Here is a 24764-nt window from a genome sequence, read left to right as displayed (position 1 = left end):
GTTTGCAATATTTCACGACAGCAGCCATACTGCCGACACATTTTGCGAGCCAACGCCAGCTTCGCCCGAACGGTCCAGGGCGCAGCTCGTTCGCGAACACACTATTTCGGAGCGATGCATGTCTGAATCTTGCAGCGGAGGCCTCGATATCGGCTTCGCGGCCCTCGATTACGCCCAGATCGCCTGGCTGGGCGTGGTCCAGGGTATCTCGGAACTATTGCCGATTTCATCGACCGCACACATGCGCATCGTGCCTGCGCTGCTCGGCTGGCACGATCCAGGCTCCGCATTCTCGGCCGCGATGCAGATGGCCGCCTTGGCGGCCGTGGTGTCCTATTTCTGGCGAGATATCGCCGCATTGGCCGGCGGCAGCCGGCGCGCCATCGCACGGCGCGACTTCAACGACACCCATTTCGTGATGCTGGTCGCCATCCTGTTCGCAACCATTCCCATCGGCTTGGCTGGCATCGCCCTGTCGCCGGTCCTGAATGCCTGCAATTCTCCGCTGCGCAGTCTGAACGTAATCGGCGTCTCCTGCATCGTCATGGCGGTCCTGCTGGCGGTATCTGAACTGACTTGCAAACACCGCCGTGTTACCGCGCAGTTGCGCATACGCGACGCGCTGATCGTGGGTCTGGCCCAAGTTGGGGCGCTGATCCCGGGCGTGTCGCGCTCCGGTTCGACGCTCACAGCCGCCCTGTTCCGCAATTTCCGCCGCGAAGAGGCCGCGCGGCTGTCTTTCCTGCTTGGTCTGCCCGCCATCGCGCTGGCCGGCCTGAAGGAACTGGTAGTGCTGCACCACGCAAGCATCCCGCACGAGGCCTGGACCAAGCTGGGGTTCGGCCTGATTGTCGCCAGCGTCTCGGCGTTCGTCGCGATCTGGGGCCTGATGCGCATGCTCGAACAGTTCTCGTCCTGGCCGTTTGTCCTCTATCGCGCCGTCCTCGGCTTGGCGCTGCTGCTGGCCGTGGGAAGCGGCTGGTTACATTGACGCCCGATTACAGGCATCCGCGCCGGGCTCGGTGGCCCGGTCAAAGCCAGGCTCAAAAAACGGACCGAACCGGGATGACGTTTCTCAAGCTCCAGCACATCCCGTTGGTCTATATTGTTCCTCATGTACACCAGCACACCACCGCAGCGCAACGGCGCGCCGATTCCGGCCCTCACCTGGCATCAGAACTACCCTGGCGCCGGACCGTTTGGCGAGCGTGCAAGGTCAGGTTCGAACACCGTGGAAAATGCCCCCGCAAAATCGCCGCGCCCCCCCCCTGGCGCCCATCCAGGCCAGCTGGCAAGGCGTCCCCCCATCAGGGCGAGGTTCACCGGCAAGTCTGTTCTGGCCGCTCCTTCGCATACCCGATGAACCGAAAAACTGGCCGGCATTGGATGCGGTCCAACTGACTTTGATGGCGCGCGAACAGTGGCGGGAGCGCCTCAATGCCATCCCGGCAGCGGTCTGTCGGCCCAACACAACCATGCGCGACATGGTGGAACAGGGTATCGCCATGCTCAAGACCAACGGCCCACGCGAGGCCGCTCAGTTCCTGACGACGCGCAACGTGCCGTCCGGCGTCATCGTGCGGGTCCTGAGCGAACCGCAGCGACGCAGGCTCTCTCTGTGCCCAGGGTAGATCTGCCGACCTAAAACCGTCTAGGGGATTGGCCGCAATTCGAGGCGTCCGTTTTCACATCGCTTCACATTAAAAAGTGGGCGACTTGTCAATGACCGGCTGAGGACTGCTATGCGTGTGACCAGTAAACGTCAACCGCGAACTGGCGCCCCGTTCGCGCTGGAACAACCAGAATCGTTCGTTGGTGATGCCCGGACGCGACCCACGCCACAGTTCCCTCCAGCGCGACGGATCGATGTCAGGCTCGCCAAATACCGCTTCCCGCTGCACCAACAGTACTGTACAGTCCGCAGCTGGCGATATCTCCCTCCTGACAGGGTCGCGCCCTGTGAAATAACGCAGCATGGCCCGCTCGCCTTCGCCCAAACCGATACTCGCAATGCAGTTGGTATGTGCGGGTATGGGCATCGAGACAAATACAGAGCGGTAGCTCTTGGCGAAATCGAGCCAAGGCATCCACAGCGTCGTCAATAGCGACCAGCTCAATGTGACGCCAACCACCCAAATAGCCAGTCCTCTGGCTGGCCGACGCCAGAACATCCATAGTGCCAGCAAAGCGGCCAGCGTCACGAGCACCGCAGCAGCTATCGGAAGCACACTGAAGCGAGGTACAAATTCGACCGGCAGCAAACGCAACAAGTAGGGCCAATTCGGCGGTACGCCATTGCTCATCATGGACACCCAGCCGGTCCAAATGATCAAAGAAAAAACCCCGAACAACGTCAGACTCAAACCCACCCAAAGCCGTTCGCTCTGAAGTGGCAAGGCGCATGCGCCTGGGCCAGCCAGAATAGCGATCGGTACCATCAATGGCCATGCATATATGCAACGTGCGGACGACGAGGTGGCGAGTACCAGCATCAGCACACTGAAGGCCACCAGGGCATATTGAATTGGGGGTTCGCGCAACGCGGTATGACGCCTGGACCAGAGCATCCACAAGGCAACGGGCAAGCCGGGAAAGGTGAACCATGGGATCGTTTGGCTCCAAAACCACGGCAAATGCTCTGTGCCCAGTCGCGGAACAGAAAAACCCGCAAACCGACCGATATTATTTATCCAGAACCAATCCATGAACAGCGTGGGGGAACGCATATAAAGAACTAGTGGCCAGATAACGCACCATGGTAGGCTGACAACGACCGCCGTCAACAGTCCGCGCCAATATGCACGCAAGCGCCACGCCTCAAAACAAAGCGGCAGGAGCAGCGCGGTGAGTACCATCACCGCCGGCGCCAGTAGTCCTTTCGATAGGAAGCCGATGCCGACGCCCATTCCGAGCAGGAAACCGCCCAGGTGTGCCCTGGATAGAATGGTGGCGAACCCCAATGCCGATATCGCGAAACTGGCGAGCAACGGCAAGTCTGGCATCATCATGTGGCTCTGTACCAGCGTGCCAAGGCACGCGATCAATATCAGGGCGGCGTAGCGCCCCATGCCGGCGCCCCACCAGATTCGCGCTGTCGTACCCAGCGCCCAACAAGCGACAGACATGAAAAAACCTGATGCCAAACGTGCGCCATCATGTAACGGAAGCCAGTGGGAAAAGATCGATGCAAACGCCGTCGCCATCCAATAGAACAAGGGCGGCTTTTCCATGAAGGGTTCCCCCGCGAGCATCGGCACTACCCAATCCGACGACTCATACATGTGCTGCACGACCCCAAATACATACGCCTCATCAGCTTTCCATGGATCGTGACCTACCAGTCCAGAGAACGTAAAAACGAGAACCACAACGACGTATGCTTGCACGCCCCGAGAAAGGTTACTGGAGATCGCGTAGCGGTCTGCCTTTCCCTTGGCAAAACAATTTAACAGACGCTTGACGACTGACTGGTGCATTGGATCGGTCTCAACATGGCGATGGATTCGCCCCTGCAGAAACCACTTCCCGGGGGCAGGAAGCCAATGCTTTGCCTTCGAGCACCGCGCAAGGCTAAGTTTCATTTTAATTCGTGCACCACGCCTCCACAATGGTCGAGAACTCGACCGGGTAATCGAATCAGGAGACACCGAGGCACACGACACGAAACTAGCCGATGAACATCCCAACACAGCAATTGCCCTTTGCGCTGCAAAGGTGGGCCGAGTCCATTCCGGCTAGGCAGGGGATAAATCCCTGGATCGAGTCGCGATGATGTTGATCCTTCATGACGTCACAAAATTAAAAGAACAAGGCTGTGCGAGTGATGGTGGTGCCGTTGTTTGTGTAGTTGCCCGTGGCGCGCACGGAACCTGTGTCGAACTTGCCGTCATCAAGTTTGCTATCGATCTGCTCGGCGAACGAATCGGGCAGGTTGTCAAAGCGGAGGCCATTGCCGCCTCGCCCGGCCACGACTTCGTTGTAGATGTAGACGGCACCACCCTGGGCGCTGGTCATGAAGTCCGTGCTGCCGTTGTAGGAACCCGTAATGAAGCCGGCCAGCGCCAGATGTTGCGGTGCCAATTGATATTCGGTGATCTGGCCGTCGCCATTTCCGTTGCCGGTAGCGCCAGGAACATGACTGGTAGCCAGCGCGTCGTCGCCGGGCAGCGCCCGAAATCTGTCCTGATAGGCATTGACAGCGGCAGACAATGCGTTCGCCTGCTGGATAATATTTTTAATCTTGGCACTATCGATCAGGCTCTGTCCCTTGAGCACACCGCCCAGTAGTAAGCCGATAATGACGAGCACGATGGCAATTTCAACGAGCGTAAAGCCGTACTGACGTGATAAGAGGGGCGGCATGATATTTTCTCTGAACAGCCTTCCAGCGAGACCTGAACCGTCGTCCAATTTGAACACGACGACCATCAAATCCGCCGGATCCAGACCATCCCTGCGCCGGGCTCCTGCCAGAAAAATCGGCAGTCTTGGTCTGGCGATTGAGCAGATCATACTCCGATAGCCATCGAGGCGTATTCGATCCACCCCGGCAAATATTCCTATCGCTCAGCCTGCGCCAAGTTTGGCCTGTGCCGCCCTAGCCTCCCGTACCAGGCCGACCGCTAACCTTCGCTCAGCATGCCATGGATCATCTGATGGTACTGGAACGCCTTGCGAATACGTTCGCGCATGGCGGCCTCATCCCACGGCTTGGTATGGAAGCGGTAAATCTCGCCACAATTGATGGCGCCAAGTATCGATTCGATTTCGGTGTAGCCTGACAAGATGATGCGCATCGTACCAGGAGACAGCTGCTTGACGCAGCTAAGGAATTCGGTCCCATTCATGCCCGGCATGCGCTGGTCGCTGACCACCACCTGAGCCTGGTGCAAGGCGGATCGCAGAGATAGCGTCATAGTACGGAGAGATAACTTGCATAATTCAAGCGTCTGTGTAATTGGCAACACGAACATCCAGGTCTCAGATTGACGGTCGGCGCGCGAGAACTGGGTTTTCAAAAAGAATTGCAATTTCCAACATTGCAATCGATACTGTGCATGTACCCCTCTCAAATTCCTTGAATTTGAATTTCACCCGCCAAGTCAGGCGGGTTTTCTTTTTACCGAAAAGCCCTCTCTCCCCTTGCCAAACAGCACATCTTGACGAAATTCGTATCGGATTTAAACTCTACCAATACAAAGCAAACACCGCAGTAACTGACGTCCAATCATGCCCACACACAATTTCGATTTCGGGCCGATACCATGGCCTATCGTGGGCACCTCGTCAAACGAGCGTCGCCCTGACGGGCATCGAGCCTTCCATTTGACGAGGCAAATGGAACAGCAGGCTGATGCCCAATTCAGTGGATGGGCAAGGAGGGCTGCGGAAGAACTAGTCCGAACCCTGAGAGAAAATTAGTAGACCTGGTCGTGATCGTAACACCGCAATTAGCATATTCCCTGACGGACCGGCGTCACGAGCTGTTGGAATCTCCGTCCTTCTAGAGCGAAAAGGACGTCAGGTCTCGACAGGCAGTGCCCCGGCTGCCTTATCGTTCCCAGTGGCCGCGTGTCCACTCCCACTCGTTATGGCGCCAACTCCAGTGGCCGGGAATCCAATAATGCGCTGGGCTTGGTGCGACGGTAATTTGCTCCACGATTACTGCCGGCATCGGACGTGCGGAGCCCTGGTACCAGTGTCCTGGTTGCCATTGCCATCCGTGGTCGCGCCAGGTCCAATGGCCTTGAATCCAGGCATATCCAGACGCGGGAGGTGGCGGAATCACTTCCTGGATGGGGGCAGGCGCCTGGCGCACAATCGCTGGGTGGTCGTGAACTACGACTCGTTCCTTGACGACTGTGGTGCAGCCACCCAAGACAATCGCAACGGCTGCCGCATACATCATTTTTTTGGTCATTTCTTGTTTCCTTGTTTCTTGTGTTCGCGAAAAAACGTTGGCCGTCATTTTTTCTTTGCCGAAGAATAGCGTATTCGCCGGCAATCCGGGTTTGTCTGTGAGCAGGTCCCCGGTGTCAGACCCAACGGCCAGCATCTCCTTATTGTTGGCCAACTGGCTGGTCGCGCTTGGCGATTTCATTACCTACGTAGCCACCACCAACGGCACCGGCGATAGCAGCCAAGGTACGGCCATTGCCGCCGCCAATGCGACTTCCGACCAGACCACCAACCAGGGCTCCAATACCGATGCCAAGAGGACTGTTCTGGGCGACTGGAGCAGGCTGTGGATATGCCGGAGCTTGTCGATAATCGCGGGCCGTTTCAACTTGAGCGACCTGGGCGTGTTCACCGCCATAGGCAGTTTCCGAAATGCGTGGGTACTCACGGTGTAGGACAGCTTTGTGTCGGACGAGCTCGCGCTCAACCGGTGCTTGTAATGACGGCTGTGCCGCCGAAGCGCTGCCGCTGTTTGCTAACTCGCCTGCTGAGGCGGTCGCGACGGCACCATGCGAGTTAGGCAAGAGTCCGGCTATCGCGGCTGCGCCGACCAGGCTGACCAGCGTCAACGAGACAGCGGCGGTGGCCATCAGGGGGTGGATGCGATTCGAGGCTACGGTGGTTTCCATTTTCGTTCTCCGGTATGGCGCTGACGTCGCGCCGTTAGGTCAATAACGGTTAAGGTCGAGAACAGGGTGTATGGAAGACGTTTCCTCAGTAAGCAGATGTAACGCGAGCAAGGGCAACTTTGGACGAGGACGTGCATGCCTGGAACGACGGAGTCAGCGACTTGAACTGAGGAACAATGGGCAGACATCCCATGCAACAGCGATACGGTAGGCAGCTCCCGCCGGCTTGAGCGCGTCACCCATCGAGCCACCAATCAAATTTATGAGTTGGCAGGACTGCCGCAACATTCCACAGTCGGCAACAAGTGGTCCCGCGATGGTACGATCGGTGACCAATGCGACGGTGAAGACGGCGTGCGGATTCAGGGGAAATTACAAAGTTTCTTTGAACTGGAGGGTGGGCGCAAATTACTCCACCAGTCAATTATGGCCGCCGGGCGCCTATCCGCTATTGGCCACCAATGTAGTTCCGGCACATGGCCACTAAACTCGACAAGTCTGCCACGTCCTGGCGCTGATTCAAGAGTTCCAACACAAGTTCCACTTGGACCCGGCTCGGGATAATTTCGGTCGGGCTATGAACCATCCAGCCGATGAGGAGCGGCGCAAGTTCCTGCGGGGACAGCAAGGATACTTCTTTTCGCGTCGGGACACGGGTGTGGTACTGATATCTGCCCCGCTGCTTCGTCGCCCATCTTTCCGCTGCTTTAATGTTTTCAACGGGAATTCCGAACCGATCAAAATCTGCTTGCATAATGTTTCTCGTAAGTTACTACCTGCGAGTCAGAATAGCATGAAAAAAATCGACGGCTGATGCCGAATGTTGACAAAAGCGGCCTCAACCCGGCACACCATTGCCGCGCATTGGGATTTGCGCCGCTGCCTGTCCGTTCCGGGATCGACGCTCTCCTGCTCTCCCCGCGCACCCGCACTGTAGCAATAGCCCATCGCCTCGTTTCCTCGGCTGCCGATCGGCGTTACTTCGGTGCCTGGCAAGAGATACGGAGCCGGCATAGCCTGTACCAGATCATCAAACAACGCATGAAGCAAACCGCGAGCAGAGTGCGCCTGGCCGGACGCGTCGAAGAGGCCGAGCACCTCAACAACGCCACTCCCCCTTGGCTGCGCCACACCTTTGCGCATTCTGCACTGAGGCAAGGCCATGGCTTGCGCGAAGTGGCAAGCCTGCTGGGGCAGGCGAACACGGACACCACCATGATCTACACGGAACAAGAAGCTTTGGATCTGATCAGGGTTATAGAGCGAAACCAGCGGGAAACCCAGGCGCAAAGTTAAAGCTAATTTTCCCACCTATTTCAAAACTGTCTTCGCCGCCTGGGGGATTCGGCCGGCTGCACGTGCTGAAATGCCATGTATAGGAAGAATGCTCGAAATTCGGCGAACGTGAGCGTGGCCCGGTCCCGCCCCTGGGCGATCGGTTAGCCCCCGGGCGTCCGAGATCCTCGACCGACCGGTCGAGGACGAAATAGCCGCGCTCGACGCGCAACTTGCCCGGCCTGCAGTGTGCATGCAAAGCCTGCGATTCAGATTTCTTGGTTAAGCTCATCTCTAACACCCTCGCTCGCACAGTAGCGCAAGTGCCGGACGCCGGCCCTGGAGACCGGGAGCTCAGCGTATCTCCGACCCCGCGTCAGCCCGCATGCCGAATAAGCCCTCCAACGTAGATGACAGGGTCAAGCCCGCCGTCCCTGACGACCGGACGGCCAGCCATTTGTGCTGCACGCAACAAGCTGCAACATCGAGCAAGGCGTAATGCACGATCGCCGTCCCGTCCTGTCCCATCAAGCCACACAGGACGAAATCCGTGTTGGCCGCCTGCGCCGGCACCACCCAACCCAGGGTGCCGCCCCTGGACCGGCAACGGGTGACGGCAACGCGTAACGAGATGCATTCATCGAACATGATGACGGCCCGGTTCGGCGTCCGTTGAGCGTGGCCGCCGGCATGCACGATGCAATCCAATACGGCCTCAAACAATCGCAACCACGCCTCGCTGTGCGCCGCCGTGCGCCAGCACGCCAGGTCATCACCGACTGGCGCCAACGCCAGTCGATAGGCACGGTGCAAGCTGCCAAACATCTTCTTGACCAGGGCGGCGTGCGGCATGCCCGGCTCGGCGTCGATCAGCCGGTAATTCAACGTGCCGCTGCGGTCGTAAATGCCGCGCAAGCGAGCCAGCACCCCGCCTGTGTCCAGTCCTCTGCGCAGCGTTTGCTGCCGCTGCGCTGCCGCAAACACTGCCGGGCTGACGATGGCTGTATGCGCTCCCTCGTGGCGCAGCCATAGGCTGCGCTCGTTCATGTGGCGCCGGCCACCCAGGCGCGCGGTACTGCGGTTATACAAGAGATTGCCGCAGTATTTTTCATTGTGCAGTATGCCCTTGACCAGAGTTGCGCTCCACGCCCGGCCGGCCGCCGCCACGCCCTCGGCGTTGAGCGTACGCGCCACGCCGCAATAGCTGAGCCCCTGCTCGGTGTACAGGCGGAATATGCGGCGCACGGTGCGCTGTTCTGCCGCCGGTCCAGGCGCCAGCACCACGCGATCGGTGGGATGGCATTTTCGCTCGCCTTCCTCCAGCATCCGCCGCACGCTGCCATCGGCGCGCACGCTCAGCCGGCGCAAGCCAAAACCGGCCGCGCCGCCCGGCTTGTAGCCGCGCGCCAGCAGGAATGCATGGGCGTCGAAAGTCCGCTCCGACAGCGCGCGGCTGAACTCCGCCGCCATCGTGCGCTTGACGCTCTTGATGATATGGGCCAGCGGCGAGCCGTCATTTGCAAACCGCTCGGCGCAGTACACCACGCGCACGCCGCCGCGGCTGCACAGGTATTCGTAATAGGCGCTCTCATCGACATCCTGAAAGCGGCCCCAGCGGCTGACGTCATAGACAAGCACCCGGTCGAAGCCAGGCTGGCCGTCACCAATGTCGCGCATCAGCTGCTGCAGGCCCGCGCGGCGCCGGGCATCCAGCCCGCTCTTGCCCTCGTCACGATAGACCTTGACCACCTCGCACTCCGCGGCGGCCGCATAACGCGCGATGTAGTCCAGCTGCAGCGCGATCGACTGACCCTGTTGCTCAGTGGACATGCGGACATAGGCTGCCGCCCGGTGCAAGACGGTCTCCGCCACAGGCCGCGCGGCGTTCATGGCCCGGGCCCCACAACCGGGCCAGCCAGCCCGAATACCGCGTCCAGGCTGGAGTGCAGCAGCGGACGCGACTTGGCGGATAGGCCGCTACCGATATAAATCATTTGGCGACGCTCCTGCGCCGTCGCCACCAGCGCATAGCGCTCGATCACGCGGTTGTCACGGTCCAGCAAACCCGCCAGAATAAAATCCACCGCGCGCCCACGCTGTACCGCAAGCCGCCAGCGGCACTGGCCGTCCGCCCGCTGGCGGCAGGTCAGCACCGACAAGCGCAGCACGTAATCACCGTTGAGCCGCAGTTGGTTAGGGATGCCCACGACCGGCTCGGACTGGCCTCCGGCGGCCGCCACCCGGATGCAGACTTGCTCGCGCAGCCGCGCGACCATTGCGGCAAGGGCCACCGGCGCGACCACATGCTGTGTCTGGCGCGGCGGGGGCACACCGGCATGCGCATAGGCGCCGGCCAGCGAGCCAAACATGCGCGCCATCCGCCTCCAGCCCGGCATGCCGGGGACCGCCGCCAGCAGCGCCAACGTGACCTTGCCGTACCGTGCGTACACCCTCCGGATCGCTGCCAGCACCGCCTCCGGCGCCTCCCCATTGCGCATGCGCCGCACCAACTCGGCCAAGAGGCCTTGCGCCGGCGGCACGATGGCGGCCAGCGCCCCCTCCTTGCGCAACCAGGACTCCGGTGGGTTGTGCACCCGCGCCGTTTTCATCCGCGCGCTGCTCCGGTTGTAGAGCAGGTTGCCCCAGTAGTGCTCCTTGCGTAGTACGCTGGACACGCGGTAGTCGGTCCAAGCGGCACCGCCACAGGCGACGCCCTCTGCGTTGAGCTGGCGCGCGATCGCACGCAGGGTCCAGCCGACGTGGTTATACAGGTGGAAAATGCGTCGCACGACCGCTAGCTCTTGCGGCGCGCCCGGCGCCAGCAGCACCCGGTCGCTGGGCCTCGGCTTGCGTTCGCCAGTCGCCAGCGTGCGCTGCTCTCGCCCATCGGCGCTGACGACGATCCTGCGCAGGCCATACGTTGCCGCGCCACCCTGCTTGTATCCCAGCAGAGCCAGGCGCCGCTGGCCGGCCCAGACTTTGGCCGACAACTCGCGGCTGTACTCTGCCGCCATGCTGCGCTTGATGCTTTTGAGTAGCTGCGACAGGGGCGCGCCATCGTTGACGAACGCTTCCGCGCAATACAGCAGGCGGATGCCCGCCTTCCGGCACAGGAACTCGTAGAATCCCGCCTCGTCGCCATCCTGGTAGCGTCCCCAGCGGCTGACGTCATACACCAGCAGCACTGCGAAGTCCGTATTGCCGGCCGCGACGTCGGCCAGCAATTGCTGCAGGCCTGAACGCCCCGCAAGCACCAGGCCGCTACATCCAAGGTCCGCGTACACGCGCACCACCACCATCGCATGCGTGGCCGCATAGCGCCGCAAATACGCCTCCTGCATCTGCGGCGACAGGATCTGCGCGGTGCTGGACATCCGCACATAGGCCGCCGCACGCAGCAGCCCGTCTGCACCACCACTGCCAAAAGCAACGTTCATGGCCATTCATCCGGTGCCTACGCCCTGTCGCATCATGCGCCCATTGGATCAATGTCGCAAGTGCAATGCCTTAACAGCTAGCGATGTTCAGGACGACTATCCCAGACACAACAGTATCAACTATCAACTTGCGACTTACTTAGCAAGTGTGCTTCGCTTCACGCGTCTGGCGCGCGCGTATACCACAACTTCATCGGAGCAATTTTGACTTCAGTCAACGGTTAGCCTCCTTGAAAATTAGAAGTTATTGCGTACCATCTCAAGTATCGGGAGGACGCCATGTGGTTTGAAATTTACCAGGATAGTTGCAAAAATACAAAGGAGTGTTGGCGGTGGCGACTCAGGGGGCATGATCGAGTCGTCGCCGCCAGCACCGTGGGATATTCAACTGAAGATGATTGTCGGGAGGCAATTGTAGGTCTAGGGCAGAATTCGCTGAAGACCCCCATGGAAATAAGAAGACGTGCTCCCTTGCTTCCAAAGCCATGACGGCGTGTCGAAAGACTATACGAGCTGAATTCCACCGCGCCATGGTTCTGATGAAAACGCCAGTGGAATGGGGTATGGCAAGCGGCTCTCGAAAACACCTTGCCCTAAGAACTGAGCCACTGCAATCCTACATAATTTTTCAAGTTCCAAGTCTTCCGAGCCAGGAGCTAGTATAGGATCGACTATATAGGCGACCCGGCCTATCTGACTATGCTGATCCAGCGCATCAGAAATGACGATCTGATCGGCGTTCTTTTGCGAGCACCCTCGCTGAAAGCACGCAAAATAGAGTGATGTTGTGGAATTTTTCAGCGAACCAAAAAAGAAGAACCCGAAAACCAATACATCTGTTTTTGTCATCATGTTCTCCTTTATTTCACATCATCTCCGTTTCACATAGTAGATTTTTTGTGTTCCACCGGAAATAGAGTTACCAAGGAAAATGACAGCATGTTGATCCCCATCAAACACAGCGTTCGCCAAGCCCGACGTGGCAGTGCTGGAATCGCGTCGCCTGGCGGCCCTCCCAAGCGGTCCAGCGGCCTGAGCAAACAGTCGTTGTACCCGGAACCAACGCTTCGGCCGTCGTCCTGCCGCGCTTATCGCATCGACTGACCAAGCTGCGAAGGCAACGTGAAGAGGTCGCGCTTGAAGTGGATGGCCTGGTGCATGCACACCCTCGTTATTCGGTCCTGACCAGCATGCCTGGAGTCGGCGTCGGGACAGCGGCCAGACTCCTCACCGAAGTGGCAGCCAAGGCTTTCGCATCAGCCGCCCACTTGGCGGCCTGCACCGGATTGGCGCCTGTCACGCGCCGCGCCGGGTCATCGATTCGCGGTGAGCATCCTTCCCAACGAAGCAACAAAATGCTCAAATGTGCGCTCTTCCTCTCCGCCTTTTCCGTGCTGCGAGATCCAGTTTCACACGCTTACTACCAACGCAGGATCAGCCAGGGAAAACGACATAACCTAGCCCTGATCGCGCTCGCCCGGCGGCGCTGCAATGTGCTCTATGCGATGATGCGTAACGGAACACTCTAGCAGGCAACTGCGATGACTAATCCTTGACTAACAACATAGGGACACGTTACAACCGCCGTGCTACCGAAGCGTTGGCCGCGTTCACGTCTTCGGCACGGACGTTGATCACCGCATCCGAATTGAACAGCGCCTCAAACGCCGCAGGCTTCAGGATGTGAACCGAAGGTGCCGACGGGCCGATCTCGGTGAATCCGGCAGCAGAGATGTAGCGAAGGACGCCAGCCAGATCTCGTGCCGTCATCCGCGCATAAAGGTCAGCTGTAGCGGAGACGACGTCGACATCAGTGGCAGCCCTGCCCGCCGTCGAAGCCGCCAGTGCCACCGCAGCCAACGCGACGGCGGCGACACGCCGCCAGATGGTTGCGTTCAATTGGCGAGCTCAAAGCCAGCGGCCTTGAGCGCAGCAACAGCCACGTCGTGGTCTTGCTGGGCGTTGCCACCAGAGATGCCGATGCCGCCGACCACGCGCCCTCCCACCACAATGGGAACACCGCCGCCCACCGGCATGACGCGCGGATGGTTGGCCAGCGGAGCCGTGGCAGGCTGAGCGACGACCTGGTTCCAGATCAGCGTGTCCAGACCGAAGGAGGCGGCAGTCCAAGCCTTGTTGACGGCCACTTCTGCGGCCAAGAACGGCGTGGCGTCGGCGCGCTCGAAGGCGATCAGGTGGCCGCCCTCGTCGGTGACCGCGATGGCCAGATTCAGACCGATCTTGGTGGCCGCGTCGCGCGCGGCGACAGCCAGCGCAAGTGCGCTGTCGCGCGTGATGGAAGCCTTGGCTTGAACTTTGGTAACGGTGCTTTGAGACATGATAAGTTTCCTTGAGATGAAGTTAATGAACGGTGAATGAATTACAGTTGTGGGCCTGGATACTGGGACGCGGCGCGATCGAAATCAGAAGCCTTCGAGCACAATCTTGCCCACGGCCTTGCCGCTTTCGATCAATACATGCGCGCGGGTCAGGTTTTCCGCGTTGATGCGGCCAAAGACGGCGTTGGCGGTCGTCCTGACGCGGCCGGCGTCGACCAGGTCAGCCACGCGCCCCAGCAGAACGCCTTGCTCATGTATGTCAGGCGTTTCGAACATCGAGCGCGTGAACATCAGCTCCCAGTGCAGCGACAGCGACTTGTTCTTGAGCGCGATCGGATCCAGCCCTTCCATGTCGTCGATGACGGCCAGTGCGCCCTGCGGCTTCAGGCTGTGGATGATCTCCTGGTAGTGTGTGGCAGTCTGGGTGAGCGAGGCCACGCAGTCGACATGCTCGATGCCGGCCGAGCGCAGCGCCTGCGACAGCGGCTTGGCGTGATCGATGACCGCGTGCGCGCCCAGATCCAGGCACCATTCACGTGACTCCGGACGCGACGCCGTGGCAATCACGCGCAGCTTGGTCAGCTGCCGGGCCAGCTGGATCAGGATCGAGCCCACACCGCCGGCGCCGCCCACCACCATCAGGGTCTGGCCTTCGCCACCGCCCTGGGCGATGCGCAGCCGATCGAACAGCAGTTCCCACGCGGTGATGGCGGTCAGCGGCAGCGCTGCGGCTTGCCCGTCCGCAAGCGACTTGGGTGCCCTGGAGACGATGCGCGCGTCCACCGCATGCAGCTCGCTGTTGGCGCCCGGGCGCTTGATCGAACCGGCGTACCAGACGCGGTCACCGACCTCAAAGCCTGCAGCCTGCGCGCCCACGGCCTCGACCACGCCGACTGCGTCCCAGCCGAGCACCTTGACTTGGCCGGCCGCCGGCGCGCTGGCGGCACGCACCTTGGTGTCGACCGGATTGACCGAGACTGCGTGCACGCGCACCAGCAGGTCACGTGTACCGGGCACCGGCGCGGGCAGTTCCACATCCTCGAGCGCCTGGGGCACGTTGATGGGCAGGTTCTTTTGATAAGCAACAGCTTTCATCGCACTTTTCCTTCCTTGGTTTAAGTGATGTCGATGGAAGGTAATATAGGTAGAATAACTGCGCTTGATAAGAGGGCTTTCCGATGCATCACTTTCAAACCAGGATTGAAAATATAGGCGACCTCCAAGTGCTGCTGTACACGGTCAGCGGCGGGTCATTGACTGCGGCTGCGCGGGCACTCGGCATCACGCCAGCGGCCGCCAGCGCAACGCTCAAGCGGCTCGAGGCTCAGCTGGGGACGCGGCTGTTCGAACGCTCCACACGTGCCATGCGGCTTACGGCACCGGGTCAAATCCTTCTCGAGTACGCCCAGCGCGCGTTCGAACTACTGGCCGAGGGGGAATCCCAGCTCGATGCCGAACGCGGCGCTCTGGTGGGCACAGTGCGTGTCTCGGCGCCGTCTGACCTTGCCCGGACCGTGCTCATGCCAATGTTTGATGAATTCTTGGCTCTTCACCCCGGGGTGAAGCTGGCGCTCAATGTTGGCGACCGCGTGCTCGACGTGCTACGGGATGAGGTGGACCTCGCGCTTCGGTACGGCGAGTTGAGCGACTCTCGCCTCGTGGCCCGCCGACTTTCGCTGGCGCACCCCGTTCTCAGCGCTTCGCCCGACTACTTGAATCGTCACGACACGCCACGTACGCCAACCGACCTGGTGGACCACAACTGCATCTCATTCATGCGCGGGGGGCGCACGTTCAGCTCGTGGCGCTTCGGTCAGAACGGCCAATGGACGACGGTAAGGGTCAGTGGCGACCGGGTCGTGGATGACGCCTCGCTGGCTCGCCAATGGGCAATTTCGGGAGCCGGGATCATCTTCATGACGGAGATCGAACAATGGCGTGATCTGGAAAGCGGCCATCTGGTGCGGCTTTTGACCGAATGGGAGACAGATCCGTATCCCTTGCATGCTCTCTTACCTAGCGGGCGCTTCGTCCCGAATCGCGTTCGCGTGCTGGTGGACTTCATCGCTGGACGTTTTGCTGAACTCCGGCTATCAAACAAGGAGCACTGAGGAAGGCGCCCGCCAGACCTTCAATTTCTAACCAAATGGTAACCGCAACCGTCGAAACGGCCTGAGGCAGAAGTTCGTTGCTTGTGGCTTCCACTGCAATGCCACCCCGCCCCCATCGTTCGCCGCGGCGCGAACGGACGGAGGGAAGGTCTGCTGGCAACCTATGGCATGGTGCCACGCAAGCGCATTCCCTCTGGCGTGCGGCCCTTCGACACCATGAACGCCCGCGCGGAAACGTCGGCCAGCTGCGCTCATTCTCGGGCGCCTGGAAGAAGTCCCAACTGTGCCTGGTGCCCATGACCGCCTTCTACGAACCATGCTACGAGAGCGGCAAGGCTGTGCGCCGGGGTATAGGCATGGCGGACCAGTCCATGTTCGCCGTGGCCGGCCTGTGGCGCGAATGGGAAAGCGACGGCAAGACCGAAGCATCGTTCACGCAACTGACCACGAACGCGGATGACCACCCGCTCATGCGCCGCTTCCATAAACCTGGCGACGAAAAGCGCGCGCTCGTAATCGTCCCGCAGGACGAATGGGATGACTGGCTTGAATGTTCCGATCCAGAGTACGCCCGCAGTTTCCTGCGTCCTTACCCGGCCGACTTGATGACGTCCTGGGAGCATCCGGTACCGCCCCGCGCGAAGAAAGCAAACGAAGCGCAACACGCCCAGTTGGAATTGCGTGGAGACACTCCTGTCTGAGTTCCCGAGTGCTCCACATTAAGTCCTGCAAACGAGTGTACTAAGTCAGCACTGCACTGAATCATCGACGCACAAGCCTTTCACGCGCGCCGACGAACCCAAGATGCCAGTGATCCGCGTCAAATCATCGCGCTGGCTATGAATATGCATTCGCAAGATTTCAATGATGCGAAATTGTACAGCCACGCCATCAATGCCTTATGGAAATTATGGGGAATTATGTTGGTGGCCGCAATTGGCCATAATTGCTGGAGATCACCAAGGAACGCTTCTTCCGCCCTACCTTACGCACGCCGGATTGAATCTGATGGATTATAGGGCCAGCGCTGCGGGCATTGGATATAGCTAACCTCTACATTGAGTGCCGATGATACGGGTCAAACGATCACAATTTCCAGGCACTTTGCGTTCGCATGATAGGTACTATGCAAATCAATGCAACCTTCGATGCGATGCCAATTCATTGCCCAGCTGGAATTATGGGGAATTATGGCGGATTATGAGAAATTATGGCGGCGGCCATAATTCTCCATAATTGCTGGAGACCATCATGGAACACTTCTCTCGTCCCGCCCTCGCCCGCGAGATGGCCGACCGCCTGCAGGGCAAGTCGCTATTTGGCGACGGGGCGAACGGGCTGTTCCTGGCCGCGCCCAGGCGCACCGGCAAATCGACGTTCTTGCTCGCCGATCTGGCACCCGAGCTGGAACGGCGCGGGGTCGTCGTCGTGTACACGGATCTGTGGGCCGATCGCAGACGCGACCCGGCGACGCTCATCGCGGAAGCGATCGGGGAGGCATTGAAAAGCCAGTTGGGGCTCGTGGCGCGCGCCGCAAGGAAGAGCGGCCTCGAGAACGTCAATATCGCCGGCTGGCTCAAGATCGACACGACGAAGATCGGCACCAACCACGGCGCGACCTTGACCGATGCGTTACGCGCGCTGCACGAGGCGAGCGGCCATCCAGTGGCCCTGATCGTCGACGAGGCGCAACAGGCGCTATCGAGCTTCGACGGCGAGACGGCCATGATGGCCTTGAAGTCGGCACGGGACCAGATGAACCGTCCCGGCCAGACGAGTTTAATGCTGGTCATGTCGGGTTCGGACCGGGACAAACTCATGCGGCTGGTCAACACGTCGGCAGCGCCATTCTATGGTTCAAGCATCCAGACCATGCCGCTGCTGGATGTCGACTTTGTCGACCATGTCTGCGATTTGATTTCCAAAGAATGCCCTGCCCTCGCTCCATTGGACGACGCGCCCCTGCTCGCGGCGTTTCGCCTGCTCAATTCCTGCCCGCAACAATTTGGCGCCGTGCTGGGGGAGGCACTCAACCCGACGCGGTGCGGCGGCGAACGATTCGAAACGCGGGTATTGATATCGGCCGAACAGGCCCGCGCATCGAATGAACGCCAGCTCACGGCCGCCTACCTTGCGCTCAAACCTTTGGAGCAGACAATCGTGTGGCGCATGCTCGAGTATTGCGAACGCTTCCGTGCCTATGACGCGGACGCCGTCGCGTTCTATCGTACCGTCGTGGGCAAGCCGGTCACGACGAACCAGGTACAAACAGCGCTCGAGGCGCTGCGTAATCTGACACCGCCCATGGTGTGGAAGTCCGCCAGAGGCGAGTACTCGATCGAGGATACCGCGATGCATCCATGGTATTTGCAGCGTGCCGGCGCACAACGTTGGCCGCCTGCCGCAACGCCCGCCCCAGCTCAGTTCTCGGGGAAAGACGCCCCCTCCCCCAAGCGCTGACGACCCATGGCCTGGGGCTTCGATATAGGGATCGCCGTCGTACGCCTCTCCAGTTCATGCATCAGAAAACCCAACACCCGCCTATTCTCGCGAAACGCGGACTGCGGAAATGGGCGCAACCCTTGCTGTTGGAGCGCCAACAGGCTGACGATATGCCGCTCAGAAAAACCCTGGCGCCGTAACGCGCCCAGATCCCCGCGCCCAAGCGCGCGATTAGCGCGACGCATCGCCGCCTGCGCGGCCCTGATACGCCAGATCTCGACGATCAGCCGTTCGAGCTCCTCGGTACCAAACCGATCCCATGACTCCATGTGAACCTCCAGAAACGGCTGTGACGGTATGCGTATGTCGACCAGCCCCATGCGCTCAGCCAACGGTCGAACTGATCGCGCTTGCACCAACAATAAACAATTGCAAAACATTCATTATTATCAAACATCAAATAAATTGTTATTTGTAGAAACTCCTTTCGCCGGCCCCGGGTTGGCGGCAAATCCAGACGTTGGCACTACCCGGCTTCCCGTTCCGCCGATCCTCTCTTGGAATTTCTGATTTACAAGCATGCGATGCGGAAAAACGCAAGCTGGCTTGGCGGAAACGCGTTTGATACGCATCAGATCACGACCGCATTTCGATCCCAATAATTCGCATTGTGCATATTATGCGAATTACCAGAGCCCCTACGCTTTGTGCCGCAGGAGGAGAAAATGGATCCAATGGTCGAAATCCAGCCCGAGCTGGAAAACCATGCCTTACGGGAAAAGCACGCCGAAGCGCAGCCGGTCGACACCGTCATGGCGACGATGAAATCGACATTGAAACACACCAGCGATGCCATCGAACCGGCATTCCGGCTCGAACGCCAGCACCACTTTCTCACGGCGATCGCAGGTTCCTCAGTGAAGCTCAACTTCGTCCTCGTGGCTATCCTGGCAGCGTCGGTCGTGCTCAACTGCGGCCTTGGTTGGGTCGCGGTCCATCCGGACCGCCAATACTTCGCCACCGACAATGGCCGCCTGTTCCCGCTTGTGCCCCTGTCACGCCCCTACCAAAAGAGCGCGGACGTGATCCAGTTTGGCAAGGACACGCTGACCCGCTCGTTTACACTCGACTTCCTCAACTGGCGCCAACAGCTCGAGGATTTGCGCCCCAGCTACACACGCGACGGGTTCGCCCAGTTCATCGACAACCTTGAAAAAATGGGCATTCTGGACATGGTCAAGGGACGTCGGATGAACATGTCAGCCTCCGTAGGCACTGGCGTACTGACCAAGGATGGCGTCGAGAACGGCGTGTTCCTGTGGGATCTGGAAATGCCGATCGAAATCCGGCTCGAAGGCCAGACCCAGCACCTGCCTCCTCAACACTTCAACGCCCACTTGCGTATCGTCCGCATTCCCACCCTCGACAACATCCAGGGGATCGGCGCCGCGCGCCTGGTCACCGATCCGGCTTGAGGAATTGAACATGAACCGCACACTGACACTCGCTTTGGTATGCCTGTGCGCCGCTGGTACGGCGCAAGCGACGCAACCAGAAAGTCCTTCCGCCAAGGCGACCGCGGTGGCCAATCAATTCCCACCACCGCCAGCTCCGCCTACTGCCGGAACGGCCGGCGCCCAATCGGCGGCCCCGGTGCAAGCGACGGCCTACGGCAATAACGGGGGCGGACCGTCCGCCGCGACGGCTTCTGGCCCTTCCGCTCCCGCCGAGAATGGCGTCGCGCCCCTGCCGCCGCTCTCGCCGCCCACCAGTGCCAAGCAGGCCGAGAATATCCTCGTTCCGCTGGCGCCGGACGAAATCATCAAGCTGCGCATAATGCTGGAGAACATGCGTAAGGCGAACGCTTACCATCCGGTACGCACCGTCCCAAAGACCCGCGACACGACGGCCGACCTTTCGCCCGGCGCGCCCATTCCCATCGCCCGTATGCTGCCAGGCGAAATGTCGACGCTCGTTTTCATCGATGGACTGGGGAACCCATGGCCTCTGGCTGCGCCACCACGGGTCTCCGACCAGCGTTCATTCGACGTCGACTGGCTGAAGGATTCCGCATCCGTCGTTATTTCCCCGTTGTCATCCTACGAGGATGGCAATCTGGCCGTCATCCTTCGTGGACTCGCGACGCCGATCATGATCAAGCTCGTGACCGGGGAACCGGATTCGAACAATAAGAGCCGCGAAGTCGACTACCGCCTGGACATCCGGGTTCCAGGCCGTGCGCCCGGCGCGCCAACCGGTGTCGCGGGCCCGGAACGCGTCGCCCTGTACGACACGGTCCTGCAAGGCTTTCTGGATGGCCTTCCGCCCAAAGAGGCCCACGAGTTGAAGGTTCGTGGTGGCGCTCCCACCCGCACCCAGGTATGGCAACTTGATGGCGCCGTTTATGTCCGCACGGCCGCTGACTTCCAGTCGGCGTTCGAACAGACGATGGCCGCGAGCGATGGCACCCGCGTGTACAGGCTGGCCCCGACCCCGTACGTCACACTGTCCGAAGGCGGACAGCCGCTGGTCCTGGAACTCGACATCGAATAGGAGACCGCCATGGGCAAATTTCAAGTCGATATCGGCCGCCAGTTCAAGATCGTGGCGGTCTCCGTCACGATCGTGGTGGCCGCGCTCGCCTACATCGGCTACACGTATTTGAGCTCGGCGCATGCCGAGGTGACCTCGATCAGCCATATCCAGACAGGGCAAGGCACCACCACCGACGAAAGTGAACACTACAGCAGCGTGCTACGCAAGTACAACAAGGTGAACGCCAAAGAGGCCGAGCAGGACGGCAATTCCTATGTATCGGCCATGTCGTCGCGCGCAGAACATGTCGCGCCAACCGAAGGGCCCGTCGCGCCTGCCACGCCAAATGAAGCACCGTCATCGGCACCTGCGGCCGGTCCTGCGGCCCCGGCGACGCCCCCGCCTCCGCCACCACCCGCTACGGCCTCGCCAAAGCCCAATGAGCGCCTGTCCGAGCAGATCATGACGCTCGCCGCCAACTGGACACCCGTCCCGCACACACTGGCGCGCACAACCGCCCTGGAAGCGGCGGCAGCGACCAGCCCTGCCAGCCCGGAGGTGATGCCAACTGGTGCGGCACGCGAAACGGACCATGTGGAGAAAATAGTGCCGGCCTTCTACGTCGCGCCGGCCATCCTTGGCACCGCCATCGATACGGATGAAGACTCCTGGATAAGCTCGAAGATCGCGGCCGGTGACTACGAAGGGGCGATATTGCATGCGCCCGGCTACAAGCGCGTGAATAACTCGGTCGACATGACTTTCACCTTCATGGAATGGCGCGGCCACACCTATCATGTGACCGCCAAGGCCGTCGACCAGGAGTCGATGCGCACCGCCCTTTCGGGCGAAGTCAACAACCGCTACTTTTCGCGCGTCCTGTTGCCCGCGCTGGCGCTGGGTCTGGGCAAGGTTGGTGAATTGTTCCAGGCGGCCGATACCCAGACGACCGTGACGCCACTTGGTGCCATCATCCAGACCCGCAATGACACGCCGAGCGCCAGAACCATCGCCGGGACCATCCTTGGCGGCACGGCCACTGAGACTGGCCAAGTGCTGAAATCGGAGGCGGCACATACCCCGACGAAACAGGTCCTCATCCCGTTGCGCGAAACGATCGGTATCCAATTCATCGAATCGGTGTTCTCCACCGACGATATCGACCACAAGCGTGCGGCCGGCCAAGCGCTCCCCTCGGAACGTCGGCCGGTGCCACCGCTGGTACCAGCGCGTATCCCGCCACAGGGCAGGCCGGAAAAACCACCATCGGAAGACGACGGCTCGCGCCATCGTGATCAGTGACTAGCCAAAATAGGTGAAGCAAATGAATCAGACATCCACACAAAGGCCGGAGCATGCCAAGGATATTTTCGATCTTGATGCCCGGGTCACGGACGCCAGGCAAGCCGCCGCACAGGAAGGCCATCAACAGCCGTCCGGCATCGCCGCGAAGAATACGCTATTCGACCATATAGCAAGCCTGAAGACTGTTCACCTAGCGGTCATCGTCGGCATTATTCTCTTCGCCGCGCTCGCGTACGTCCATGTCGTGCGCGACGCGCCGGCGGTTCGGCATCACGAGGCGCAATACATCGACCCCAATGCCGCGCCAGAAACGTCGCAAGCAACACCGCAAACCGCATCGACGCCTGCGTCCGCCCCGGTACCAGCGCCCACACAAGCCAAGGCCGGCCCCGACGCACCTCCCGCTTCGCCAGCTGAGGGTGGAAATTCCGCACCCGCAGCGGGGATCGCCGACAGCGAGCGCGTCATGATCGGCAACGCGTTGGCGGACCTCAACGCCAGATTGAGCATCCTCGAGAACCAGGCGGCGTCACAGGCCGCGCCAGTGCCGCGCCAGACGGCCGGGGTCGTGGTCAATGCGTCGCACCGGCCATTGAAGCTTGGCGGCCGGTCGTCATCGCAACCACCAGACAGCGCGAGCCAGGTCCGGTTAAACGGCTACAGGCTCAATACGATCTTCAACGATCAAGCCTGGATCGACCATGATGGGCGTACCTATCTCGTCCAACCCGGCGACCAGATCGGCGAGCTTCGCATCATGCGCATCGACGCGCGCGCTCGCCGCGTGCTGACGTCGAACGGCACCATCAACTAGGAGCGGTGGCGATGGACATCTCGGCGATGCTGGTCAACCTCGCACGCGATGCGGCCGCCGTGATGTGGCTTGCGTTGTGGACCATGGGGGAGCTGGTTGGAACACTGTACTGTGGGAACGCTGTGCTGCGTATGTCGCGCGCCGCCCGCCTGCCGGGCCAGCCGCCCGTGACGATGGGCGAGCTCGTGCCGGTGATGCTGGTTGGCGGCTTGATGTACAACCTGTCCGTGTTCATCAACGCGACCTGGAATTCGATGGGCACGGGCACCATCGCGTATGGTCCGGTGGCCTATGCCACCGGCGCGACCTTTGGCCGTTTCGCGGATGCCATCAACGCCGTGCTCACACTGGCCAGCATCGCGGGTGGCTATTTCTTCTTCAAAGGCGTCATTCTTCTCAAACACTCGGTCGCCGATGGCCAGAATCCCCAGGGCGGGGAGGACATCGTCTGGCGCGCGCTGGTGCACATGATAGGCGGATGCATGCTGGTACAGATAGCGGACATGATCGAACGCTTCCGCCAGACAATGCATGTGGTCTGGTAACGAAATGAGGTGAGACACGAGACACAGTCAACAACCACCAGGGCCCCGATCACCTTCGCAGGCCGCGCGACATGACGGTGTGGCGAAGCTGACGTTAGCCGGTCTCAGACCAACTATCCTAGGAGATACGAAATGAAAAAATGGAACATCGGCGCGGGGTACGACGACGTTTGCCGTCGGATCTACGCCAATTTGCAGGCCACCCAAGCGCAGTGCGCACTATCCCCCCGGCAGCGGCGCCTGATGATGATCAGCGCAGCACTGACCGGTGGTTGCCTCGCGGTCGCCGGTCCCGCACATGCGGACACCTCCAGCGGCTTGGCCGGCCTGTTTCACGTCGGTACCACGCAGGCGGCCTCCATCAAGACCGACCTGGGCGTCGTGTTCGCCGCCCTCGGCTTCGGCGGCGCTGGGCTCGGCGGCATCAACTGGGTCAAGAAAGGCAAGGAAGGTGAGCATAGCCAGCTCAAGGCGCACCAGATCTATGTGCCGATCTTGGCAGGCGCCGTATTGGGCGCCATCGGCTACACCATGATCAAAGCTGGCGAGACCATCGGCATCGACGGTTCCAGCCATGGCGTGGTTCCGACCTGAAACACCGCTAGGGAGGAGGCGTGCGCAAGCACGCCTAGCCAAACATGCAACAGATCGACGATCTCCAATTTTCCGCTCGGCTGTCCGATGTCAGAGACGGTCCCGCCAACGATACGCAGGCATGCGCGGCGCATCCACGCTTGCTACTTGCTACGCCATCGCAGGTATGGAGCGGCGCCCCTGTGCACTCGCTATCGACATCCACGCACGCAGAAACATCCTTTCCTGATGGCGTCCTTCACCAGCGTGGCCCATGCATGTACTGTGGATTTGAATTCGAACTCAACGATTTACACCATATCAACGACAACCACCAAGACCACACGGATGGCAACGAGGGCGTCATCTGTGCTCTATGCCACGTCTGGTGCCATCTCGGCGAACTGCCACCGGGCGACGCCTACGTCAGCTACCTGCCTGGCCTGTCCCCATGCGACGTCAATCACCTGCAACGCGCGATGCTGGTCGCGCTGAGCTCCGGCGACGACAGCGCGGTGCACGATGCCAGGGACATCCTCAACTGGATGGCCTCGCACCGGGACTATGTCCAGCAAGCGTGGGGCACGGACGAACCCGCGACATTCGCCTCGGCGATCGTGCGCCAGCCGCTGGAGGATAAGGAGCTCCGTGAAATCGTCTTCGCCGACCTGGCACTCGTCATCCATCCCCGCCGGTTCATGGCGGTCGCGCGTAGCTGGGCATCCGGTCCCTACAGCGATCACCCCGTGTCCGATTGGACGCGAACCTATTACAGCGTCATCAACGCGCCTATCTAACCTG

At 60.5% G+C, this 24764-nt stretch carries 26 protein-coding genes and 1 pseudogene; 14 read left to right on the top strand and 13 right to left on the bottom strand.

Features of this window, described 5'->3' with window-relative positions:
* The first annotated feature begins 118 nt into the window (after window positions 1-118).
* Window positions 119-991, top strand: a complete 873-nt coding sequence (locus H3H39_RS26405; protein ID WP_182157402.1) for an undecaprenyl-diphosphate phosphatase — start codon at window positions 119-121, stop codon at window positions 989-991.
* A 415-nt stretch (window positions 992-1406) separates the two neighbouring features.
* Window positions 1407-1631 (top strand): hypothetical protein, encoded by a 225-nt coding sequence (locus H3H39_RS26400; RefSeq protein ID WP_182157439.1) that lies wholly within the window; start codon window positions 1407-1409, stop codon window positions 1629-1631.
* A gap of 69 nt (window positions 1632-1700) precedes the next feature.
* Here the strand turns inward: H3H39_RS26400 and H3H39_RS26395 are convergent, their stop codons facing one another.
* The 6 genes from H3H39_RS26395 to H3H39_RS26370 all read right to left on the bottom strand — a co-directional run bounded on the left by H3H39_RS26395 (window position 1701) and on the right by H3H39_RS26370 (window position 7341).
* Complete coding sequence (locus H3H39_RS26395) at window positions 1701-3476, bottom strand: ArnT family glycosyltransferase (protein WP_182157400.1); 1776 nt, start codon at window positions 3474-3476, stop codon at window positions 1701-1703.
* A gap of 322 nt (window positions 3477-3798) precedes the next feature.
* Entirely contained in the window at window positions 3799-4512 is a 714-nt protein-coding gene (locus H3H39_RS26390) for a prepilin-type N-terminal cleavage/methylation domain-containing protein (protein WP_229218321.1), read from the bottom strand.
* A 110-nt stretch (window positions 4513-4622) separates the two neighbouring features.
* Window positions 4623-5018: a response regulator gene (locus tag H3H39_RS26385; protein ID WP_229218319.1), complete on the bottom strand. Its 396-nt coding sequence runs from the start codon at window positions 5016-5018 to the stop codon at window positions 4623-4625.
* Window positions 5019-5551: 533 nt separating this feature from the next.
* On the bottom strand, window positions 5552-6100 hold the full coding sequence (locus H3H39_RS26380; RefSeq protein ID WP_182157419.1) for a YXWGXW repeat-containing protein: 549 nt from the start codon (window positions 6098-6100) through the stop codon (window positions 5552-5554).
* Entirely contained in the window at window positions 6060-6587 is a 528-nt protein-coding gene (locus H3H39_RS26375) for a glycine zipper 2TM domain-containing protein (protein ID WP_182157398.1), read from the bottom strand. Before H3H39_RS26375 ends, H3H39_RS26380 begins: the two co-directional genes overlap by 41 nt.
* A 448-nt stretch (window positions 6588-7035) precedes the next feature.
* A complete protein-coding gene (locus tag H3H39_RS26370; RefSeq protein WP_182157396.1) occupies window positions 7036-7341 on the bottom strand; it encodes a hypothetical protein in 306 nt (101 codons plus the stop codon).
* A 59-nt stretch (window positions 7342-7400) separates the two neighbouring features.
* Between H3H39_RS26370 and H3H39_RS26365 the strand changes: the two genes are divergently transcribed.
* Window positions 7401-7883, top strand: coding sequence for a tyrosine-type recombinase/integrase (locus H3H39_RS26365; RefSeq protein WP_182157394.1), 483 nt, complete (start codon window positions 7401-7403; stop codon window positions 7881-7883).
* 333 nt (window positions 7884-8216) lie between these two features.
* On the opposite strand, the gene H3H39_RS26360 is transcribed toward H3H39_RS26365, so the two are convergent.
* From H3H39_RS26360 to H3H39_RS26350, 3 genes are all read right to left on the bottom strand, one after another.
* Window positions 8217-9752: a recombinase family protein gene (locus H3H39_RS26360; protein WP_182157392.1), complete on the bottom strand. Its 1536-nt coding sequence runs from the start codon at window positions 9750-9752 to the stop codon at window positions 8217-8219.
* The gene (locus H3H39_RS26355) at window positions 9749-11299 is read right to left on the bottom strand and encodes a recombinase family protein (protein WP_182157390.1); all 1551 of its coding nucleotides are present in this window, start codon (window positions 11297-11299) and stop codon (window positions 9749-9751) included. The genes H3H39_RS26360 and H3H39_RS26355 overlap by 4 nt, the downstream gene beginning before the upstream one ends.
* A gap of 504 nt (window positions 11300-11803) precedes the next feature.
* On the bottom strand, window positions 11804-12151 hold the full coding sequence (locus H3H39_RS26350) for a hypothetical protein (RefSeq protein ID WP_182157389.1): 348 nt from the start codon (window positions 12149-12151) through the stop codon (window positions 11804-11806).
* Between the two features lie 182 nt (window positions 12152-12333).
* Here H3H39_RS26350 and H3H39_RS26345 point away from each other — a divergent pair.
* Window positions 12334-12828: pseudogene (locus H3H39_RS26345) on the top strand (transposase); the annotation flags it as partial.
* Between the two features lie 46 nt (window positions 12829-12874).
* On the opposite strand, the gene H3H39_RS26340 reads toward H3H39_RS26345, so the two are convergent.
* The 3 genes from H3H39_RS26340 to H3H39_RS26330 form a co-directional block, all read right to left on the bottom strand.
* Window positions 12875-13198 carry a hypothetical protein gene (locus H3H39_RS26340; RefSeq protein ID WP_182157388.1) on the bottom strand — a complete coding sequence of 108 codons (324 nt, stop codon included), beginning with the start codon at window positions 13196-13198 and terminating at the stop codon, window positions 12875-12877.
* A complete protein-coding gene (locus H3H39_RS26335) occupies window positions 13195-13638 on the bottom strand; it encodes a GlcG/HbpS family heme-binding protein (RefSeq protein ID WP_182157386.1) in 444 nt (147 codons plus the stop codon). Before H3H39_RS26335 ends, H3H39_RS26340 begins: the two co-directional genes overlap by 4 nt.
* A gap of 84 nt (window positions 13639-13722) precedes the next feature.
* Window positions 13723-14733 (bottom strand): zinc-binding alcohol dehydrogenase family protein, encoded by a 1011-nt coding sequence (locus H3H39_RS26330; protein WP_182157384.1) that lies wholly within the window; start codon window positions 14731-14733, stop codon window positions 13723-13725.
* A gap of 83 nt (window positions 14734-14816) precedes the next feature.
* Here H3H39_RS26330 and H3H39_RS26325 point away from each other — a divergent pair, with 83 nt between their 5' ends.
* The 3 genes from H3H39_RS26325 to H3H39_RS26315 all read left to right on the top strand — a co-directional run bounded on the left by H3H39_RS26325 (window position 14817) and on the right by H3H39_RS26315 (window position 18209).
* Window positions 14817-15749, top strand: a complete 933-nt coding sequence (locus tag H3H39_RS26325; protein ID WP_182157382.1) for a LysR family transcriptional regulator — start codon at window positions 14817-14819, stop codon at window positions 15747-15749.
* A 296-nt stretch (window positions 15750-16045) separates the two neighbouring features.
* Window positions 16046-16450, top strand: coding sequence for an SOS response-associated peptidase family protein (locus tag H3H39_RS26320; RefSeq protein WP_311196993.1), 405 nt, complete (start codon window positions 16046-16048; stop codon window positions 16448-16450).
* A gap of 550 nt (window positions 16451-17000) precedes the next feature.
* A complete protein-coding gene (locus H3H39_RS26315; protein WP_182157380.1) occupies window positions 17001-18209 on the top strand; it encodes an ATP-binding protein in 1209 nt (402 codons plus the stop codon).
* Here H3H39_RS26315 and H3H39_RS26310 read toward each other — a convergent pair.
* On the bottom strand, window positions 18170-18520 hold the full coding sequence (locus tag H3H39_RS26310; RefSeq protein WP_182157378.1) for a hypothetical protein: 351 nt from the start codon (window positions 18518-18520) through the stop codon (window positions 18170-18172). The genes H3H39_RS26315 and H3H39_RS26310 overlap by 40 nt on opposite strands.
* A 396-nt stretch (window positions 18521-18916) precedes the next feature.
* Here H3H39_RS26310 and H3H39_RS26305 point away from each other — a divergent pair, with 396 nt between their 5' ends.
* The 7 genes from H3H39_RS26305 to H3H39_RS26275 all read left to right on the top strand — a co-directional run bounded on the left by H3H39_RS26305 (window position 18917) and on the right by H3H39_RS26275 (window position 24760).
* Window positions 18917-19666 (top strand): DotI/IcmL family type IV secretion protein, encoded by a 750-nt coding sequence (locus H3H39_RS26305; protein WP_182157376.1) that lies wholly within the window; start codon window positions 18917-18919, stop codon window positions 19664-19666.
* A 10-nt stretch (window positions 19667-19676) separates the two neighbouring features.
* Entirely contained in the window at window positions 19677-20744 is a 1068-nt protein-coding gene (locus H3H39_RS26300) for a DotH/IcmK family type IV secretion protein (RefSeq protein ID WP_182157374.1), read from the top strand.
* Between the two features lie 9 nt (window positions 20745-20753).
* Entirely contained in the window at window positions 20754-22028 is a 1275-nt protein-coding gene (traO, locus tag H3H39_RS26295; RefSeq protein ID WP_182157372.1) for a conjugal transfer protein TraO, read from the top strand.
* A gap of 22 nt (window positions 22029-22050) precedes the next feature.
* Complete coding sequence (locus tag H3H39_RS26290; RefSeq protein ID WP_182157370.1) at window positions 22051-22845, top strand: hypothetical protein; 795 nt, start codon at window positions 22051-22053, stop codon at window positions 22843-22845.
* 11 nt (window positions 22846-22856) lie between these two features.
* Entirely contained in the window at window positions 22857-23390 is a 534-nt protein-coding gene (gene traQ, locus H3H39_RS26285; protein WP_182157368.1) for a conjugal transfer protein TraQ, read from the top strand.
* A gap of 132 nt (window positions 23391-23522) precedes the next feature.
* Entirely contained in the window at window positions 23523-23984 is a 462-nt protein-coding gene (locus H3H39_RS26280) for a DUF6750 family protein (protein WP_182157366.1), read from the top strand.
* Window positions 23985-24028: 44 nt separating this feature from the next.
* Entirely contained in the window at window positions 24029-24760 is a 732-nt protein-coding gene (locus H3H39_RS26275; protein WP_182157365.1) for an HNH endonuclease signature motif containing protein, read from the top strand.
* The last annotated feature ends 4 nt before the right edge of the window (window positions 24761-24764 follow it).

Source organism: Rugamonas apoptosis, from assembly GCF_014042355.1.
In the GTDB taxonomy this organism is placed as follows: Bacteria; Pseudomonadota; Gammaproteobacteria; order Burkholderiales; family Burkholderiaceae_D; genus Rugamonas; species Rugamonas apoptosis.
Note: the sequence above shows the minus strand (reverse complement) of the source record. Positions and strands in the feature narration are given on the sequence as shown.

Bases quoted from the DNA above. Each gene is read 5' to 3' on its own strand.
- H3H39_RS26290 (WP_182157370.1), top strand. From the start codon at position 22,051: ATGAATCAGACATCCACACAAAGGCCGGAGCATGCCAAGGATATTTTC.
- H3H39_RS26390 (WP_229218321.1), bottom strand. From the start codon at position 4,512: ATGATCTGCTCAATCGCCAGACCAAGACTGCCGATTTTTCTGGCAGGA.
- H3H39_RS26380 (WP_182157419.1), bottom strand. From the start codon at position 6,100: ATGAAATCGCCAAGCGCGACCAGCCAGTTGGCCAACAATAAGGAGATG.
- H3H39_RS26365 (WP_182157394.1), top strand. From the start codon at position 7,401: ATGCCGAATGTTGACAAAAGCGGCCTCAACCCGGCACACCATTGCCGC.
- H3H39_RS26310 (WP_182157378.1), bottom strand. From the start codon at position 18,520: ATGGAGTCATGGGATCGGTTTGGTACCGAGGAGCTCGAACGGCTGATC.
- H3H39_RS26315 (WP_182157380.1), top strand. From the start codon at position 17,001: ATGGAACACTTCTCTCGTCCCGCCCTCGCCCGCGAGATGGCCGACCGC.
- H3H39_RS26370 (WP_182157396.1), bottom strand. From the start codon at position 7,341: ATGCAAGCAGATTTTGATCGGTTCGGAATTCCCGTTGAAAACATTAAA.
- H3H39_RS26320 (WP_311196993.1), top strand. From the start codon at position 16,046: ATGACCGCCTTCTACGAACCATGCTACGAGAGCGGCAAGGCTGTGCGC.
- H3H39_RS26405 (WP_182157402.1), top strand. From the start codon at position 119: ATGTCTGAATCTTGCAGCGGAGGCCTCGATATCGGCTTCGCGGCCCTC.
- H3H39_RS26335 (WP_182157386.1), bottom strand. From the start codon at position 13,638: ATGTCTCAAAGCACCGTTACCAAAGTTCAAGCCAAGGCTTCCATCACG.
- traQ (WP_182157368.1), top strand. From the start codon at position 22,857: ATGGACATCTCGGCGATGCTGGTCAACCTCGCACGCGATGCGGCCGCC.
- H3H39_RS26395 (WP_182157400.1), bottom strand. From the start codon at position 3,476: ATGCACCAGTCAGTCGTCAAGCGTCTGTTAAATTGTTTTGCCAAGGGA.
- H3H39_RS26305 (WP_182157376.1), top strand. From the start codon at position 18,917: ATGGATCCAATGGTCGAAATCCAGCCCGAGCTGGAAAACCATGCCTTA.
- H3H39_RS26400 (WP_182157439.1), top strand. From the start codon at position 1,407: ATGGCGCGCGAACAGTGGCGGGAGCGCCTCAATGCCATCCCGGCAGCG.
- traO (WP_182157372.1), top strand. From the start codon at position 20,754: ATGGGCAAATTTCAAGTCGATATCGGCCGCCAGTTCAAGATCGTGGCG.
- H3H39_RS26375 (WP_182157398.1), bottom strand. From the start codon at position 6,587: ATGGAAACCACCGTAGCCTCGAATCGCATCCACCCCCTGATGGCCACC.
- H3H39_RS26330 (WP_182157384.1), bottom strand. From the start codon at position 14,733: ATGAAAGCTGTTGCTTATCAAAAGAACCTGCCCATCAACGTGCCCCAG.
- H3H39_RS26300 (WP_182157374.1), top strand. From the start codon at position 19,677: ATGAACCGCACACTGACACTCGCTTTGGTATGCCTGTGCGCCGCTGGT.
- H3H39_RS26325 (WP_182157382.1), top strand. From the start codon at position 14,817: ATGCATCACTTTCAAACCAGGATTGAAAATATAGGCGACCTCCAAGTG.
- H3H39_RS26350 (WP_182157389.1), bottom strand. From the start codon at position 12,151: ATGATGACAAAAACAGATGTATTGGTTTTCGGGTTCTTCTTTTTTGGT.
- H3H39_RS26360 (WP_182157392.1), bottom strand. From the start codon at position 9,752: ATGAACGCCGCGCGGCCTGTGGCGGAGACCGTCTTGCACCGGGCGGCA.
- H3H39_RS26355 (WP_182157390.1), bottom strand. From the start codon at position 11,299: ATGAACGTTGCTTTTGGCAGTGGTGGTGCAGACGGGCTGCTGCGTGCG.
- H3H39_RS26275 (WP_182157365.1), top strand. From the start codon at position 24,029: ATGCAACAGATCGACGATCTCCAATTTTCCGCTCGGCTGTCCGATGTC.
- H3H39_RS26280 (WP_182157366.1), top strand. From the start codon at position 23,523: ATGAAAAAATGGAACATCGGCGCGGGGTACGACGACGTTTGCCGTCGG.